The 16,482-nt window shown below is 38.5% G+C and carries 16 protein-coding genes and 1 riboswitch; all 16 genes read right to left on the bottom strand.

The annotated features are described in order from the left end of the window. Window positions 1-92: 92 nt before the first annotated feature. Window positions 93-1,349 carry a phosphoribosylamine--glycine ligase gene (gene purD, locus RK02_RS01740; protein ID WP_016182514.1) on the bottom strand — a complete coding sequence of 419 codons (1,257 nt, stop codon included), beginning with the start codon at window positions 1,347-1,349 and terminating at the stop codon, window positions 93-95. A gap of 15 nt (window positions 1,350-1,364) precedes the next feature. Beyond that, a complete protein-coding gene (gene purH / locus RK02_RS01735; protein WP_016182513.1) occupies window positions 1,365-2,906 on the bottom strand; it encodes a bifunctional phosphoribosylaminoimidazolecarboxamide formyltransferase/IMP cyclohydrolase in 1,542 nt (513 codons plus the stop codon). 18 nt (window positions 2,907-2,924) lie between these two features. Continuing rightward, on the bottom strand, window positions 2,925-3,497 hold the full coding sequence (gene purN, locus RK02_RS01730; RefSeq protein ID WP_016182512.1) for a phosphoribosylglycinamide formyltransferase: 573 nt from the start codon (window positions 3,495-3,497) through the stop codon (window positions 2,925-2,927). Next, window positions 3,494-4,537, bottom strand: a complete 1,044-nt coding sequence (purM, locus tag RK02_RS01725; RefSeq protein ID WP_016182511.1) for a phosphoribosylformylglycinamidine cyclo-ligase — start codon at window positions 4,535-4,537, stop codon at window positions 3,494-3,496. The genes purN and purM overlap by 4 nt, the downstream gene beginning before the upstream one ends. Window positions 4,538-4,548: 11 nt before the next feature. Continuing rightward, on the bottom strand, window positions 4,549-5,994 hold the full coding sequence (purF, locus tag RK02_RS01720) for an amidophosphoribosyltransferase (RefSeq protein WP_016182510.1): 1,446 nt from the start codon (window positions 5,992-5,994) through the stop codon (window positions 4,549-4,551). Then, window positions 5,979-8,198, bottom strand: coding sequence for a phosphoribosylformylglycinamidine synthase subunit PurL (gene purL / locus RK02_RS01715; RefSeq protein ID WP_016182509.1), 2,220 nt, complete (start codon window positions 8,196-8,198; stop codon window positions 5,979-5,981). Before purL ends, purF begins: the two co-directional genes overlap by 16 nt. Then, entirely contained in the window at window positions 8,198-8,875 is a 678-nt protein-coding gene (gene purQ, locus RK02_RS01710; protein WP_016182508.1) for a phosphoribosylformylglycinamidine synthase subunit PurQ, read from the bottom strand. Before purQ ends, purL begins: the two co-directional genes overlap by 1 nt. Before the next feature lies 1 nt (window position 8,876). Next, window positions 8,877-9,131 carry a phosphoribosylformylglycinamidine synthase subunit PurS gene (gene purS, locus RK02_RS01705; protein WP_016182507.1) on the bottom strand — a complete coding sequence of 85 codons (255 nt, stop codon included), beginning with the start codon at window positions 9,129-9,131 and terminating at the stop codon, window positions 8,877-8,879. Between the two features lie 12 nt (window positions 9,132-9,143). After that, window positions 9,144-9,857, bottom strand: coding sequence for a phosphoribosylaminoimidazolesuccinocarboxamide synthase (gene purC, locus RK02_RS01700; RefSeq protein ID WP_016182506.1), 714 nt, complete (start codon window positions 9,855-9,857; stop codon window positions 9,144-9,146). Window positions 9,858-10,075: 218 nt separating this feature from the next. Next, complete coding sequence (purB, locus tag RK02_RS01695) at window positions 10,076-11,368, bottom strand: adenylosuccinate lyase (protein WP_016182505.1); 1,293 nt, start codon at window positions 11,366-11,368, stop codon at window positions 10,076-10,078. Between the two features lie 15 nt (window positions 11,369-11,383). Then, the gene (purK, locus tag RK02_RS01690; RefSeq protein ID WP_026231325.1) at window positions 11,384-12,511 is read right to left on the bottom strand and encodes a 5-(carboxyamino)imidazole ribonucleotide synthase; all 1,128 of its coding nucleotides are present in this window, start codon (window positions 12,509-12,511) and stop codon (window positions 11,384-11,386) included. After that, window positions 12,495-12,983 carry a 5-(carboxyamino)imidazole ribonucleotide mutase gene (gene purE, locus RK02_RS01685; protein WP_016182503.1) on the bottom strand — a complete coding sequence of 163 codons (489 nt, stop codon included), beginning with the start codon at window positions 12,981-12,983 and terminating at the stop codon, window positions 12,495-12,497. The genes purK and purE overlap by 17 nt, the downstream gene beginning before the upstream one ends. Window positions 12,984-13,133: 150 nt before the next feature. Beyond that, on the bottom strand, window positions 13,134-14,411 hold the full coding sequence (locus tag RK02_RS01680; RefSeq protein WP_016182502.1) for a nucleobase:cation symporter-2 family protein: 1,278 nt from the start codon (window positions 14,409-14,411) through the stop codon (window positions 13,134-13,136). Between the two features lies 1 nt (window position 14,412). Continuing rightward, window positions 14,413-14,994: a xanthine phosphoribosyltransferase gene (locus RK02_RS01675; RefSeq protein WP_018451618.1), complete on the bottom strand. Its 582-nt coding sequence runs from the start codon at window positions 14,992-14,994 to the stop codon at window positions 14,413-14,415. Window positions 14,995-15,074: 80 nt separating this feature from the next. After that, window positions 15,075-15,172, bottom strand: a riboswitch (purine riboswitch). A gap of 122 nt (window positions 15,173-15,294) precedes the next feature. Then, a complete protein-coding gene (locus RK02_RS01670; RefSeq protein WP_016182500.1) occupies window positions 15,295-15,906 on the bottom strand; it encodes a glycoside hydrolase family 73 protein in 612 nt (203 codons plus the stop codon). 19 nt (window positions 15,907-15,925) lie between these two features. Further along, the gene (locus RK02_RS01665) at window positions 15,926-16,432 is read right to left on the bottom strand and encodes a hypothetical protein (RefSeq protein ID WP_016182499.1); all 507 of its coding nucleotides are present in this window, start codon (window positions 16,430-16,432) and stop codon (window positions 15,926-15,928) included. Window positions 16,433-16,482: the final 50 nt, after the last annotated feature.

Below are 16,482 nucleotides of genomic sequence, written 5' to 3'. Positions count from 1 at the left end.
AAGGTTCATTTTAGAACACTTTTTATTTGATGTAAAGCGTTTTCTACAAAAATATCGAAGCATAAAAGAGTATGCTTCGATATTTTTTATAGTTATTTAAATGCTTTGAAGCCAATATCCTTGCGATAATAAAATTCGTTTAATTGTTGCTTATTGAGATAGTCATAAACGTTTTTTTGTGCTTCCTCTAGATTTTTCCCTTGCGCTGACACCAAAAAGACCCGACCACCATTTGAATATAACTGATTTTGCTGCTCTTTCACGCCGGCATAATAGACTTGCTGGATATCGGTATTTGCTAATACCGGTAAAGGAATGTCTTTTTGATACTCATCCGGATAGCCTGGTGCTGCGACAACAACGCCTAAGGTAGCAAAGTCATGCCATTCAATCAGAGGCGTGCGATCATTTAGTAAATCATCAATAATCTGAGCCAAGCTTGATTTTAAGCGCGGTAACACCACTTGAGTTTCTGGATCACCAAATCGCGCATTGAACTCAATCACCTTTGGCCCTTCAGCTGTTGCAATCAACCCAGCATATAAAATACCCGTAAATGGCGTTTGGCGATCAACCATACCATCTGCAGCTTTTTGCACAATTTGATCAATGGCATCAGCTACCATTTCAGCTGGAATTTGAGGGACTGGCGAATAAGCCCCCATTCCACCAGTATTTGGACCTTTATCCCCATCAAAAATACGTTTGTGATCTTGGGCAATCACCATTGGATAGACTTGTTTGCCTTTAACAAAAGAAAGCAAGGAGAATTCTTCACCTTCAAGAAATTCTTCAATGACCACCTTAGCTGAGCTTTTACCAAACTTGTGATTGACTAACATGGCTTCTAAGGCTTGAATTGCTTCTGTTTCATCCATTGCAACAACCACACCTTTACCGGCAGCTAGACCATCTGCTTTAATGACAATTGGCGCACCATTTGCTAAAACATAGGCTTTCGCCGCTTCAAAGTCACTAAAGGTCTGATATTTTGCAGTTGGAATTTGATAATCAATCATTAGCTGTTTCGCAAAATCTTTTGACCCTTCAATCATAGCAGCAGCTTGGTTTGGACCAAAGATTTTTAAATCTGCAGCTTGAAAATCATTCACAATCCCGTTTAGAAGTGGAATTTCTGGTCCAACAAATGTCCAGTCAATCTGCTGTCTTTTTACAAATTTAATCAAAGCTTCATGATCATTTTCAGCAATATCAACTAGCTGAACGCCATCCTTTAGCATTCCTGGATTGCCTTTCGCGCAAAAGACCGCTTCAACCTGTGCATCTTCTAATAATTTACGGCAAATGGCATGTTCACGACCACCACTACCAATCACTAATATCTTCATTTGTCGATTCCTCTCTTAATGTCTAAAATGACGAACGTTAGTAAACACCATTGCAATACCGTATTTGTCAGCCATATCAATAGAATCTTGATCTTTTATACTTCCTCCAGGTTGAATAATTGCTTGAATCCCATTTTGAGCAGCATATTCAACTGAATCACTCATTGGGAAAAATGCATCCGAACTCATCACAGCGCCTTCAAGCTTGCCAGCTGCTTTCGCTTGCTCAACAGCAATTTTCACAGAACCTACCCGATTCATTTGACCAGCACCAACCCCGACTGTTTGGTGCTCATTCGCTAAAAGAATAGCATTAGATTTCACATGCTTCACTGCTTTCCACGCAAAAATTAAAGCCTGCATTTCTGTTTCAGTTGGTTGACGTTTTGTTACGACTTGCCAGTTTTCAGGATTTTCTTCGATGACATCTTGATTTTGTACTAATAAACCGCCCAATACAGAAACAAATTCATCTTCCTCGGTATTCTTTTCTGAAAAATCAAGCGTTAAAAGCCGTAAATTCTTCTTTTGGGCAAGCAAAGCCAAAGCATCCGCTTCAAAGCTTGGGGCAATAATTAATTCTAAGAAAATTGAACGCATCACTTCAGCCGTCGGTAAATCAACCGGACGATTTAAGACGATAATGCCACCAAAAATAGAAACTTTATCGGCATCAAAACAGCGATCAAACGCTGCTTTAATCGTTGGTCCTGTACCAATTCCACACGGGTTCATATGTTTTAAAGCAACAGCAGTCGGTTCTGTAAATTCACGAATAATCCGAATAGCTGCATCGGCATCTTTGATATTATTATAGGATAATTCTTTACCATTTAATTGCGTAGCGCTGGCCATTGAATAAGCCTTAGGTAAGATCGAACGATAAAACGACGCTTGTTGATGACTGTTTTCGCCATAACGCAATGTTTGGCGTAAATCATAAGTCAACGTTAGTTTTTCAGGAGTGGTTTCACCAACAATTTGGCTAAAGTATTGAGCAATCAAAGCGTCATAGCTCGCTGTATGACGAAAAGTTTTGGCTGCCAAGCTTTTACGGGTTTCAAGGCTAGTCTGTCCAGTTACTTTAATTTCTTCAGCTACCTTGTCATAGTCACTTGGATCAACAATTACGGTAACACTAGCAAAATTCTTCGCCGCCGAACGCAACATACTAGGACCACCGATATCGATATTTTCAATCGCATCCGCTTCAGTTACATCAGGCTTTACAATCGTTTCTTTAAACGGATATAAATTGACCACCACAAAATCAATTGGCGTAATCTCGTGTGCTTGCATCGCTTCTAGATGACTAGCAAGATCGCGACGACCAAGTAAGCCACCATGAATTTTTGGATGTAAGGTTTTAACCCGACCATCTAGCATTTCTGGAAAGCCAGTTACCTCTTCAATACCAATGGTTGGAATATTTTGCTCATCTAATACTTTTTTGGTTCCACCAGTCGAAATCACTTCAATACCCGCAGCTACTAATACGCGAGCAAATTCCACTAATCCTGTTTTGTCAGATACACTTAGTAAGGCACGTCTTTTCATGAACATTTATTCCCCATTTCATTGATTTTTTTCATTGATGATTTTACGTAAAACATTTGGATAAAGGCGATGCTCCACCTGATGAATTTTCTCTTCTAGCGTAGCTAACGTATCCATAGGTGAAATCATGACGGGCTCCTGTGCAATAATTGGACCTGTGTCTACGCCGTCATCAACGACATGCACCGTTACACCGGTGACCTTTACCCCATAGTCAAAAGCATCCTTAATCCCATGCAGTCCAGGAAAACTCGGCAATAAGGAAGGATGAATATTAATAATCCGATTGCTAAACTTAGCCAGTAGGGTTTTACCGATAATTCGCATATAACCCGCTAAAACAATTAGATCAATTTGTTCCTTTTCTAAAAGTGCTAGCAATGCTTCTTCATAAGCTTGCTTATTCGCAAATTCTTTGACCTCAAAGCTATAAAAAGGAACCTTTAACCGTTTCGCCCGTTCAAGCACATAAGCGTCATGATGATCACTAAAAACAAAGGCTAGCTCAGCTGCAAGTAATCCAGCTTGAAATTGCTGCGCTAAAGCTTCAAAGTTACTCCCATTTCCAGAAGCTAAGATTGCCACCTTCATTTATTTTCCTCCACAATTTCCACACTTGTCGTTGCTTTTTCGACCATTTTACCAATAATATAAGCCGATTCATGATTCCTTTGTAAAATCTGCAACACTTGGTCAACCTGTTCAGGTGAAACAGCTAAAATCATGCCTAAGCCCATATTAAAAATTTCAAACATTTCTGTATGATTAATATTTCCATATTTTTCTAGACAGTCAAAAATTGGTAAATTTGGCCAAGTCCCCTCTTGAATTTGAGCAGCTAGATTATCCGCAAACATTCTAGGCACATTTTCAATAAAGCCACCGCCAGTGATATGCGCAATCCCATTGATTAACCCTTGCTTAATCAATGGTAACAAGGCTTGGACATAAATTCTAGTTGGTGTTAATAAGACCTCTTTTAAGGGTTGATTAAGCTCTGGCAATATTGTTTCGCCATGAAAATCATTTTGCTCAAAGAAAACCTTACGAACAAGTGAATAACCATTGGAATGAATACCTGATGAGGGTAAGCCGATTAATACATCCCCAGCTTTAACCTTTTCTTTTTGAATAAGCGCAGACTTTTCAGCAATTCCTACTGCAAAGCCAGCTAAATCATAATCATCTTCCCCATACATTCCAGGCATCTCAGCGGTTTCGCCACCGATTAAAGCCGCATTCGCCTGCACACACCCTTCAGCAACACCGGCTACAACTTTTTCTAAACGTTCAGGAATATTTTTCCCCGTTGCAATATAGTCTAAGAAATATAGCGGCTCCGCACCTTGGGCAACAATGTCATTTACACACATAGCCACACAATCAATCCCAATTGTCTCGTGCATATCTTCTTGAATCGCAATCATTAATTTGGTACCAACACCATCTGTTCCAGAAACCAAGACAGGCTCTTTAATCTTAAGTGCACTTAGATCAAAGCAACCGCCAAAGCCGCCTAAAGCACTCATTACACCTAAACGTTCAGTTTTTTGTACATGCTTTTGAATTCTCTTTACCACTTCATAGCCAGCTTCTACATCAACGCCGGCTTTCGCATATGCATTGCCCATCATTTATCTCCTTATCCTTTAAAAAATTCTGTCTTCTCTTTGAGCGAACGACGATATTGATCTTCATAATCATAAAGCGGGGTTGGATAATCACCGTTGAAATAAGCCATACAAAGCCCACTATAAGGCGCATCAAAATCTAGTCCAATCGCATCAATCAAGCCTTGTTCACTTAAAAAGCTTAAGCTATCACAACCAATCATTTCACGCATCTGCTCAATTGAGTAATTAGCTGCGATCAATTCCTTACGTGTCTGAATATCAATACCATAAAAACATGGATATTTTAACGGTGGAGAAGCAATTCGTAAATGCACCTCTTTGGCACCAGCTTCCTTAAGCAAACGAACAATTCGCCGACTCGTTGTACCTCGGACAATTGAATCATCTACTAAAATCAATCGTTTGCCTTCCACTACTCCACGCACTGCTGACAGCTTCATCCGTACCCCTTGTTCCCTTAATTCTTGAGTCGGTTGAATAAAGGTTCTAGCAACATATTGATTTTTAACCAAGCCCATTTCATAAGGAATCCCTGAGCTTTCAGCATAACCACTAGCGGCCGAAAGTGAAGAATTAGGTACACCGATTACCATATCCGCTTCAACTGCCGCTTCTTTAGCAAGTATACGCCCCATATTTTTTCGCGCGGTATGTACATTGACTCCAGCAATATTTGAATCTGGTCGCGCAAAGTAAATGAATTCCATCGAGCAAATCGCATATTGAGTATCTGTCGTATATTGTTCAATTTGAATGCCTTCATCATTGATAATAATTATTTCACCAGGCTTAACATCACGAACAAAGCTTGCCCCAATGACTTCTAAGGCACAAGTTTCAGAAGCAATGACATAGGCCCCATTTTTCATTTGGCCGATTGCTAACGGACGAAAACCATTCGGATCAAGGGCCGCAATCATCGCCTCTTCCGTTAACAACAGATAAGCAAAGCCGCCCTTCACTTGATTAAGCGCTTCTTTTAATTGATCGACTAAAGTTGGACGATGACTTTTGCGAATCAAATGCATCAAAATTTCCGTATCAGAATTAGAATGAAAAATCGCCCCTTCTTGTTCTAAACGTTTGCGCAAACTTTTTGCATTGGTCAAATTGCCATTGTGCGCCAAGCCATAGCTTCCATTATAAAATTTAAATAGAAACGGTTGAATATTATCAACGCTACCATTACCTGCTGTGGCATAACGCACATGACCGATTGCTGCATTACCAATCAGTTGATTAAGCTTACGTTCATCTGAAAACACTTCAGCTAATAATCCTAAATCACGATGACCATAAAGCTTCTTTCCATCCGTTGAAACAATGCCTGCGCCTTCTTGTCCACGATGTTGCAGACTATGCAAACCAAAATAGGTCACTTTACTAGCATCAGGGTGGCCCCAAACGCCAAAAATGCCACATTCTTCATTTAAGCTTTTTACTTCATAAGACACGTAATCGCATCCTCCCATAATTGTTTCGCTTGTTTGACAGAAGCAGTAATCTTCCCATCTGTCCCTGACATTTCTATTTTGTCTTCTGCTGTGACTTGACCGACCAATTGGGCTTTGTTCCCAGCTAATTTTTCAAATGCTACTTGGTTTTCTGGTTTAATTGATAACACAAAGCGTGATTGCGTTTCGGCAAATAACCAGGCTTGTTCAAAATCAAAGGCTACATTAGCCCCAAGCTCATTTTTAAAACAGCTTTCCGCAATCGCTACAGCTAAACCACCTTCACTGCAATCATGACAACTTGCCACTAAGCCAGCTTGAATCGCTTGTAAAACAAGATGCTGATTTTCCTTTTCGGTTACTAAATCAAAAGCCATCAAGCGCCCTTCAATTTTCCCAAGTAACATTTTTTGCAATTCTGAACCATTGAAATCCCCGCTTGTTTGACCAATAACATAAATCAAATCACCCGCCTGTTTAAAATCTTGGGTAGTGATATGCGCTAATTGTTCAACTAAACCAACCATACCAATCATCGGTGTTGGGTAGATGGCTTTACCGTTCGTTTCATTATATAGTGATACATTTCCAGAAATAACCGGTGTATCTAGGACTTCACAGGCTTTCGCAATACCATCTGCCGAAGTCCATAATTCCCAAAATCCTTCTGGTTTATCTGGAGATCCGTAGTTCAAACAGTCAGTAATCGCTAAAGGACGCCCCCCACTAGCTACAATATTTCGCGCGGCCTCACTAACTGCAATTTGTCCACCAATTTCTGGATTTAAATATAAAAAACGAGCATTACAATCCGTAGTCATTGCCAAAGCTTTATTGGTTCCGCGAATTCGCAAAACCGCTGCATCGCTACCTGGTGTCACCACTGTGTTAGTACGTACTTGATAATCATACGTTTCATAAATTGATTTTTTAGAGGCAATGGTTGGTTGTTGCAATAAATCCAAGAAGGTCTGACTAGCATCCTTTACATCTGGCACAAAATCTGCCATTGCTTGAAATTCCTTGATTCTCGCCGGTTCTTGATAAGGCTTATGATAAACCGGTGCATCTTCAGCTAACGCATCGACTGGAATATTGGCCACCTCTTTGCCATGATGATACAAACGATACAGCCCATCATCAGTCACTTCACCAATGGCTACGGCATCTAAATCATATTTCTTGAAAAGCTCCACTACTTGCTCTTCACAGCCTTGCTTCACACAAATCAACATTCTTTCTTGTGATTCAGAAAGCATCATTTCATAAGGGGTCATGTGGCTTTCGCGTTGTGGAACGTCATCAAGATATAATTTCAAACCTGAACCAGCTTTAGAAGCCATTTCTGAACTAGATGAAACTAACCCGGCTGCACCCATATCTTGGATACCAACTAAAATATCCGCATGCTCTAAAATAAGCTCCAAACAAGCCTCTAGTAATAGTTTTTCCATAAATGGATCGCCTACTTGGACAGCTGAGCGCTGTTGTTCTTCTCCCTCAACAAACTCTTCAGAAGCAAAGGTTGCCCCATGGATACCATCACGACCCGTTTTCGCACCCACATACATAATTTTGTTGCCGACACCTTTGGCTTGCCCTTTTTGAATATCTTTATGATCAATTAACCCTACACACATGGCATTGACTAATGGATTTCCTTCATAACAAGGATCAAAAGCAACCTCACCACCAACTGTCGGAATCCCAATACAATTACCATAGCCACTAATTCCAGCGACGACTTCTTCTAATAAATATTTGGTACGATTATTATCCAATTCACCAAAGCGCAGCGAATCCAAAATAGCAATTGGTCGCGCCCCCATACTAAAAATATCCCGAATAATCCCACCGACACCAGTTGCTGCACCTTCATAAGGTTCGACTGCTGATGGATGATTATGACTTTCCGCTTTAAAAACCACCGCCTGTCCATCACCGATATCAACAATCCCAGCTCCTTCACCAGGTCCTTGTAAAACCTGCTTACCAGAGGTTGGAAACTTCTTTAAGACTGGCTTGGAATTTTTATAAGAGCAATGCTCACTCCACATTACCGAAAATAGACCAGTTTCTGTATAATTCGGCAAACGATTTAAAATCTTTTCGATCATTGCATATTCTTCATCCGTTAAGCCCCATTGTGCATAAATTTTTTGCGTTTTAATCTCTTGAGGAGTCGGTTCGATAAATTTCTTCATTAGTTTTGTGTCACCTTTCCGAAGTTTTTCAAAATAGAGGCAAAGAAACGTTTGCCATCTGCACTACCAAGCAATTCCTCCATTGCTCGTTCTGGATGTGGCATCATACCTAATACATTGCCTTTTTCATTACAAATTCCCGCAATATTTTCCACAGAGCCATTGATATCTTCTTCATATGTAAAGACGATTTGATTGTTGGCCTTTAATTTAGCTAAAGTCGCTTCATCACAATAGTAGTTTCCTTCACCATGAGCGACTGGAATATAAATCACTTCATCTTTTTCGTATTCACTTGTAAATTTTGTCTGATTATTAACGACCTTTAAACCCACTGTTTTACAGACAAAATGCAATGAACGATTTCTAATCAGACTACCTGGAAGCAAGCCTGCTTCAGTTAACACTTGAAAACCATTACACGTACCAAAAACAAGTTTGCCTTCATTCGCAAAACGAATCACTTCTGACATAATATTCGAAAAGCGGGCAATTGCTCCACATCTTAAAGCATCGCCATAAGAGAAACCACCCGGTAAAAAAACACCATCAAAGCCAGCTAAGCTTGTTGCATCATGTCGCACATACTCGGCATCCGCTCCCATGATATCTCTAATCGCCCATAACATATCTAAGTCACAATTAGATCCTGGAAAAACGATTACTGCAAATTTCATGCTAGGCTTCCTCCGTATTGACAATTTCAAAGCGATAAGTTTCCATATTTACATTAGCCAATAATTGATCACAAGCTTCTTCAATGACTTCTTCAAGCGGACGTGTACCTGGATTGACCTGCATTTCAAAATATTTTCCAATTCTAACCTCTTCAATTTCGCTATATCCCATACGGTGCAATGCCCCTTTAACCGCCTCTCCTTGAGGATCTAAAACCGACTCTTTGTAAGTAACATAAACTTTAACGAAAACCATGATTGTACTCCTTTATTGATTATTTTCAATTCTACGTAAAACTTCTTTGTAAACTGGTACTAAATCACCTAAATCTCGACGATAAATATCTTTATCTAAATGCGCATGCGTATGCACATCCCATAAACGACAAGTATCAGGTGAAATCTCATCTGCTAATAATATACTGCCATCTTTTGTCCGACCAACTTCGATTTTAAAGTCAATCAGTTGGATATCTAAGCTTAAAAACCACGCTTTTAGCACCTCATTGACCTTTAAGGCTAACGCTTTTATTTGTTCAATTTCTGCTTGCGTAGCAATCGCTAACACTAAAACCTGTTGATCATTGATAAATGGATCGTTCAACGCATCGTCTTTAAAGTAAAATTCAACAATTGGAAAAGATAACGGTGTCCCTTCTTTAATTCCCAAACGTTTGCTAAAGCTTCCTGCTGCCACATTCCGAACAACAACTTCCAAAGGGATAATATCTACCTTCTTAATCAATTGTTCGGTTTTTGATATTTTACGAATAAAGTGGCTTGGCACACCACTTTGCGCTAATTTGTCAAAAATAAGCGAAGTAATTTGGTTATTCATCGCACCTTTCCCTAAAATGGCATCTTTTTTCTGTCCATTCAATGCAGTTGCTTGATCCATATACTCCGCTAAAATCACATCTTCTTCAGTTGTTTGGTATAATTTTTTTGCTTTTCCTTGGTAAAGCAAGTCTTTCTTTTCCATTTTGCACCTCAACATATAAAAATTGGTAAAACTAATTCATCTATTCACATTCTAAGTCAGACTAGCAGCAATATCAATTATTTATTGATAATTAACAAATAAATTTTCAATAATGTTCGTGTTTAAATCGATAAACTTATAGAGGATAAATTTAAATTCTAGTACAATAAAACAAAAGCACTGAAAAACATACGTAAAATATGTTTTTCAGTGCTTTTTTATAAGCCAACACGTTCAAATATTACATCAACGTTTTTCAAATGATAATTGTAATCAAAAGCATCATCTAAATCTTCTGGCGTTAAGTGGGTCATGATTTGTTCATCCGCTTCAATCAACGGTCTAAAGGCAGTCTGTTCATCCCAAGCCTTTGCTGTATTCGGTTGAACCAAATCATACGCTTGTTCACGAGTTAAGCCACGATCAATTAATTTCAACATCACACGCTGACTATAAATCAAACCAAAAGTTGCATCCATATTGCGCTTCATATTTTCAGGAAAGACGGTTAATTTTTCTACAATATTGCTAAAACGATGTAACATGTAATCTAACAAAATCGTCGTATCAGGAATGATAATGCGTTCTGCAGAAGAATGTGAAATGTCACGTTCATGCCACAAAGACACATTTTCATAGGCTGTTAGCATATGTCCTCGAATCACACGCGCTAATCCTGCCATATTTTCTGAACCAATTGGATTACGTTTATGTGGCATCGCTGAAGAGCCCTTTTGCCCTTTAGCAAAGAATTCTTCTACTTCTCGTGTCTCTGATTTTTGCAACCCACGAATTTCAGTAGCAAATTTTTCGATACTCGTCGCAATTAACGCCATCGTCGCAAGATACTCAGCATGCAAATCACGCGGTAAAACCTGAGTAGAAATTTCTTGTGGTCGAATTCCTAATTTTTCACAAACATAAGCTTCTACAAACGGAGGAATATTCGCAAAAGTACCCACTGCTCCACTGATTTTTCCGGCTTCCACACCTTTAGCAGCATGCTCAAAGCGTTCAATATTGCGTTTCATCTCAGAATACCACAGTGCTAATTTTAAGCCAAAAGTAGTTGGTTCAGCATGGACACCATGTGTTCTTCCCATCATCACTGTATATTTATGCTCTTTAGCCTTTTTTGCAATGACATCAGCTAGACGTTTTAAACCTACACGTAACAGATCATTTGCTTGACGAATTAAATAGCCATAAGCAGTATCTACCACATCAGTTGAAGTTAATCCATAGTGCACCCATTTTCGTTCTTCACCTAACGATTCCGAAACTGCACGTGTAAATGCCACCACATCATGTCTGGTTTGCTCTTCTATTTCCAAGATTCGTTGAATATCAAATGACGCTTTTTCACGGATTAATGCAACCTCTTCTTTTGGAATCTCACCTAGCTCAGCCCAAGCTTCATCAGCAAGAATTTCTACTTCTAGCCAGGCTTGATAACGGTTTTGATCTGTCCAAATTTTACCCATTTCTTCTCTTGTATAACGCGCTAACATTCTATAATCCCCTTTTTATTTCCAGATGTTTGTCTGTTGAATTTGTGTAAGTGTACGTTCAACATCATCAGTGATAATCGTAATATGCCCCATCTTACGTCCAGGCTTCACTTCTTTTTTACCATAATCATGAAACTGCCAACTTGGTTCTTTTAAAATTAACTCTCGACAAGCAGCATGATGCTCACCAAGAACATTTACCATGACAGCTGGACTAAGTAATTTAGGTGTAGCAATTGGCCAACCACAAATTCCTCGAATATGCAAATCAAATTGATCCATATCACAAGCTTCAATCGAATAATGTCCCGAATTATGTGGACGTGGCGCTAATTCATTGACATAGATACTACCCGTATTAGTTAAAAACATTTCAATCCCTAATACTCCACGCAAATTCAACGCTTGAGCAATGCTTAAAGCGATTTTTTGCGCTTCCTGTGCCACTTCATCAGCAATTCTGGCTGGAGCAATCGTCTCATGTAAAATATTATTACGATGAATGTTTTCAACTACTGGAAAAGTAATATATTCTTGACCATTCCCAGCAACCATCACTGAAATTTCTTTTTCAAAAGGAATCCAAGCTTCTAATTCACAGGTTCCTTGACGCAACAAGTTCATTGATGGTGCTAAATCCTTGGTTCCATATAAAACATATTGTCCCTTACCATCATAACCACCACGCGTCGTTTTCAAAACACAGGGATAGCCAATTCCTTCAATTGCTTCTTGAATATCAGTTGGATGAATAATCGTTGCGTAAGGTGCAATCACGATATTATTTGCTTCAAGAAAAGCTTTTTCTAACAATCGATCTTGCGTAATCGCCAATAAATCCGTTCCTTGTGGTAGATAGGCCATTGGTAAAATTGCATTTAAGCTTTCCACACTAACATTTTCAAACTCATACGTTAAAACAGCACAACGACGAGCCATTTCTTCAAGCGCATAGGTATCCTCATAGCTGGCGACAATTTGCCAATCACCTACCTGTGCTGCAGGGCAATCTTCAGTTGGATCTAAAATTCCTACTCTAAACCCCATTTTTTTTGCACTTAATGCCATCATACGACCTAATTGCCCACCACCGACAATCCCAATCGTTTCTCCAGGCATAATTGGTTTAAACAAGTTGATCACTACTTTCTATGACAATTTTTTCAGTAAGTTGTCTTTTCTCAAGCAATTTTTCTGCTACCTTTAAATCATACATGGAAAGCATCTCAACTGCAAGTATTCCCGCATTAACCGCTCCAGATTTTCCAATTGCAGTGGTCGCTACTGGTACCCCACCTGGCATTTGGACAATCGATAACAATGAATCCAAGCCATTTAACGCTTTCGATTGTACCGGTACACCAATAACAGGCAAAGTAGTCTTGGCTGCAATCATTCCAGGTAAATGAGCCGCTCCACCAGCTCCAGCAATAATCACTTTCAAACCATTTTGGCGTGCCGTTTCCGCAAATTGAAACATTAAATCAGGGGTTCGATGAGCAGAAATCACCTTTTTTTCATAAGGTATTTGATACTCCTCTAAAATTTGACAAGCCTCCTTCATCGTTGACCAATCAGAAGTACTTCCCATTACTACAGCAACTAACGGTTTCATTTTGTTCGCTCCTTTAAGTTGATTCAGCTTTATTTTAGCAAGCAAGGTCGCCAAAAGTCAAAGAATATTCGAATAATTATCACCTCTTTTTTTCTATTGTTCGTAAAAAAAGATGGTTTATTCTTGATTGAATAAACCATCTCGTTTAACCTATTTTGTTGATTTTATCCCATGAAATAATAGATTTAAAATAATAGCTGTCACACTACTCATCACAATTCCATTACCAGTGAACATTTGTACCGTTGCTGGCAAATGTTGGAATAAGGTAGGCAAACTATTAAAGCCTAAGCCTAGCCCAATGGATAAAGCAACAATTAATAAGTTCTTATCATCAGCATAGTCAACCTTTGAAAGCATCCGCATGCCTTGAACCGCAACCATGCCAAACATCACTAGCATTCCACCACCTAAAACAGGTTCTGGAATAATTTGCGCAACAGCGCCAACTTTAGGGAATAAACCTAAAATAATTAGGAAAATTGCGGAAAAATAAATTGGTCGTGTTGTCTTAATACCAGATAATTGAACCAACCCAACATTTTGCGAAAAGCCAGTATAAGGGAAAGTATTAAAAATTCCGCCTAAGATAACTGCTAAACCTTCCGCACGATAACCACGTTTCAAGTCATCTTCTTGAACCGGTTTACCGGTAATATCACCTAAAGCAAAGTAAACTCCCGTTGATTCTACCATACTAATGGTAGAAATAATTATCATCAGCAAAATTGACCAAATATCAAATTTTGGCAAACCAAAATAAAACGGTTGTGGAACATGAAAAATTGGTGCATGCCCAATTGCCGAAAAGCTAACACTGCCCATCAACCAAGCTACAATCGTACCACCGACTAAACCAATTAAAACAGAAATTGAACGAATGAAACCTTTAGCAAAAGCCTGTACCCCTAAAATCAGTAAAACAGTGATAGCTGCTTGGATTAAACTATTGGGATTTCCAAAGCTTTTTACGCTAGCATCACCACCACCCATCTTCGTTATAGCCACTGGGATTAAGGTCAAACCAATAACGGTGATCACTGTTCCGGTAACGATTGGTGGAAAGAATACTTTTACCTTTGAAAATAACCCTGCAATCAATACCACAAAAATACCTGCAGCAATAATCGAACCGTAAATAGCCCCTACGCCATTTTTAGAGCCGATAATAATCAGTGGTGAAACGGCTTGAATTGCACAGCCTAAAACAACTGGTAATCCAATCCCAAAAAATTTATTGACCATTAATTGTAAAAGGGTGGCTACTCCACACATAAAAATATCTATCGAAATAAGATAAGTCATTTGCGCTTCATCAAAGCCTAAGCCCATCCCAATTAATAAAGGAACAGCAACCGCTCCTGCATACATTGCTAATAAATGCTGTAGTCCCAACACAGCCGCTTTACCGTTTGTCACTTGATTCATTTTATGCGTCTCCTTCTAAAAATTGAATTTTTCCATCAGCTAATGAAGAAATTCTAGCCAAAGAAACCACCTTAAGCTGCATCTCTTCTAATAACTGTCTACCATTTTGAAATGATTTTTCAATTAAGATACCAATCCCTAGCACTTTTGCCTCGGCTTGTTGACATAATTCAACCAATCCTTTTGCTGCCTGACCATTGGCTAAAAAGTCATCAATAATCAACACTTTATCTTCTTTTGATAGAAACTTTCGAGAAATAGAGACGGTACTTGTCACTTGTTTGGTAAATGAATAAACGGAAGCAGTCAATAATTCTTCGTTCATCGTTAAACTTTTGGATTTTCTGGCAAAAATCATCGGTACCTGTAAAGCTTGCGCTGTATAAATAGCTGGTACAATACCTGATGATTCAATGGTGACCACTTTGGTTATGCCATACTCTTTAAATACTTCAGCAAAACGTTGACCAATCGCTGCCATTAAATCAGGATCCACTTGATGCGTCACGAAGCTATCTACTTTTAATACTCCATCATTTAAAATATTGCCATCTTGCATAATTCGTTCCATTAATGCTTGCATCATTCAATCTCCTTACATTTATTGTGCCTATTTACAACCATAAAAAAACAACGCTTTTTTGGATAAGCAAAAAAGCGTTGCATGCAACGAATTTTGCTTATAGTCCAACATTTACGGTATTGGGTAGAAACTGTCGACCATATTACGACGATATATAAGCGTATTAATTATGAAAAACACATTGATATTATGAATGAGTTTCATGAAAAAAACAATAAAAATGCCTAAAAAAATTGAAAAAAAGAGAAATTTCTCATAAAAAAGGGAGAATGATTAGAAAAATCCGAACATTCACCCTTTTTATTCATCATATTTTTGTAATTGATGCGCAATAATAACCTGCTTAATTTTTTCAGCATAGGTCGGATCAGTCGCATAACCTGCTTGTTGTAAAGCATCAGCTGCCTGCTCAAAATTTTTCGCCTGAATCACTGGTTGATATTTATTCGGATCCCAATCTACTCCTCGAACAAATAACTGTGCATGATCATCCATTGATTCTTCGTAAGATTGATACACCCTAAAATCCCCTTGAATGGTTATCCATTGTTCGTTAACATATTCTTTAGTTGATAAAGTGACTTTAGGTTGATTGCCAAAAGCCTTAATACCAAATAAATTATTATATTTACTAGCTAACTCACTTTTTCCCCAATCAGATTCTAAAATTGCTTGACCTAAAGTAATACTTGGTAACACCCCATACTTTTGCTGTAGCTGCTTGGCATACGGTGCTAGGCGTTCAATAAATTGATGTTGCTCAGCCTTAGGATCTAATTGTTGCGTCGGTTGCTCCTCTACTTCAGTGGTTAAAACAGACAAGACAAACACAAAGCTCATAAAAATAAACAGAATAGCTAATAAAACGAATGGTATGGGTAGTTTTCTTTTTTTTCTAGGATATTTCTTCATTCTTCACTCCCACTCAAAATTACTGTAATTCTTGAATCTGTGCATCAAACCAATCAAGTAATTTTACTTGATCATTGGCTAATTGTTTTTGCAGGCGGGCTGGAATTCTAAAGGTTAAAATATCATCAAAGCCCCATTGTTCATAATCAATCCCCACAGCGATTAATAAAGCTTGGAACTCCTGATTTTCTAAACTGTCATTTAATAATTCAATTTTTGCCAATTGTCCATCCATCCATTTTCTGGCAATTTGTAGCTTCATTTGACGATATTCCATTACACCTTGACTACGTTTTTCTGGATAAATAACTGTTTGTCTTAACACTTTTTGAAAAAGCATCCACTCATAATCAGTGAATAGATTCTTTATTTTTTGCGTTTGCTCAGGAGTCAGTGAATACTGACCTGACTTCCAGGCCTGCCAATCCTTTTCTTCAATTGCCAACTGATTTTGACAAAAAACCTTTTCTGAATAATATTTTTCATTAATCACATCGAGAATAATTGCTAAATAGACATCATTCATAATCTTACCTCCTCTTAATTATTTTAGCGAATCCCTCTTCATTTGCCCAC

This window comes from Enterococcus columbae DSM 7374 = ATCC 51263 (assembly GCF_000406925.1).
Taxonomy (GTDB): domain Bacteria; phylum Bacillota; class Bacilli; order Lactobacillales; family Enterococcaceae; genus Enterococcus_E; species Enterococcus_E columbae.
Note: the sequence above shows the minus strand (reverse complement) of the source record. Positions and strands in the feature narration are given on the sequence as shown.

Excerpts from the sequence above, each read along its gene's own strand:
- purD (WP_016182514.1), bottom strand. The coding sequence starts at position 1,349 with ATGAAGATATTAGTGATTGGTAGTGGTGGTCGTGAACATGCCATTTGC.
- purH (WP_016182513.1), bottom strand. The coding sequence starts at position 2,906 with ATGAAAAGACGTGCCTTACTAAGTGTATCTGACAAAACAGGATTAGTG.
- purN (WP_016182512.1), bottom strand. The coding sequence starts at position 3,497 with ATGAAGGTGGCAATCTTAGCTTCTGGAAATGGGAGTAACTTTGAAGCT.
- purM (WP_016182511.1), bottom strand. The coding sequence starts at position 4,537 with ATGGGCAATGCATATGCGAAAGCCGGCGTTGATGTAGAAGCTGGCTAT.
- purL (WP_016182509.1), bottom strand. The coding sequence starts at position 8,198 with ATGAAGAAATTTATCGAACCGACTCCTCAAGAGATTAAAACGCAAAAA.
- purQ (WP_016182508.1), bottom strand. The coding sequence starts at position 8,875 with ATGAAATTTGCAGTAATCGTTTTTCCAGGATCTAATTGTGACTTAGAT.
- purS (WP_016182507.1), bottom strand. The coding sequence starts at position 9,131 with ATGGTTTTCGTTAAAGTTTATGTTACTTACAAAGAGTCGGTTTTAGAT.
- purC (WP_016182506.1), bottom strand. The coding sequence starts at position 9,857 with ATGGAAAAGAAAGACTTGCTTTACCAAGGAAAAGCAAAAAAATTATAC.
- purB (WP_016182505.1), bottom strand. The coding sequence starts at position 11,368 with ATGTTAGCGCGTTATACAAGAGAAGAAATGGGTAAAATTTGGACAGAT.
- purE (WP_016182503.1), bottom strand. The coding sequence starts at position 12,983 with ATGAAACCGTTAGTTGCTGTAGTAATGGGAAGTACTTCTGATTGGTCA.
- RK02_RS01680 (WP_016182502.1), bottom strand. The coding sequence starts at position 14,411 with ATGAATCAAGTGACAAACGGTAAAGCGGCTGTGTTGGGACTACAGCAT.
- RK02_RS01675 (WP_018451618.1), bottom strand. The coding sequence starts at position 14,994 with ATGCAAGCATTAATGGAACGAATTATGCAAGATGGCAATATTTTAAAT.
- RK02_RS01670 (WP_016182500.1), bottom strand. The coding sequence starts at position 15,906 with ATGAAGAAATATCCTAGAAAAAAAAGAAAACTACCCATACCATTCGTT.
- RK02_RS01665 (WP_016182499.1), bottom strand. The coding sequence starts at position 16,432 with ATGAATGATGTCTATTTAGCAATTATTCTCGATGTGATTAATGAAAAA.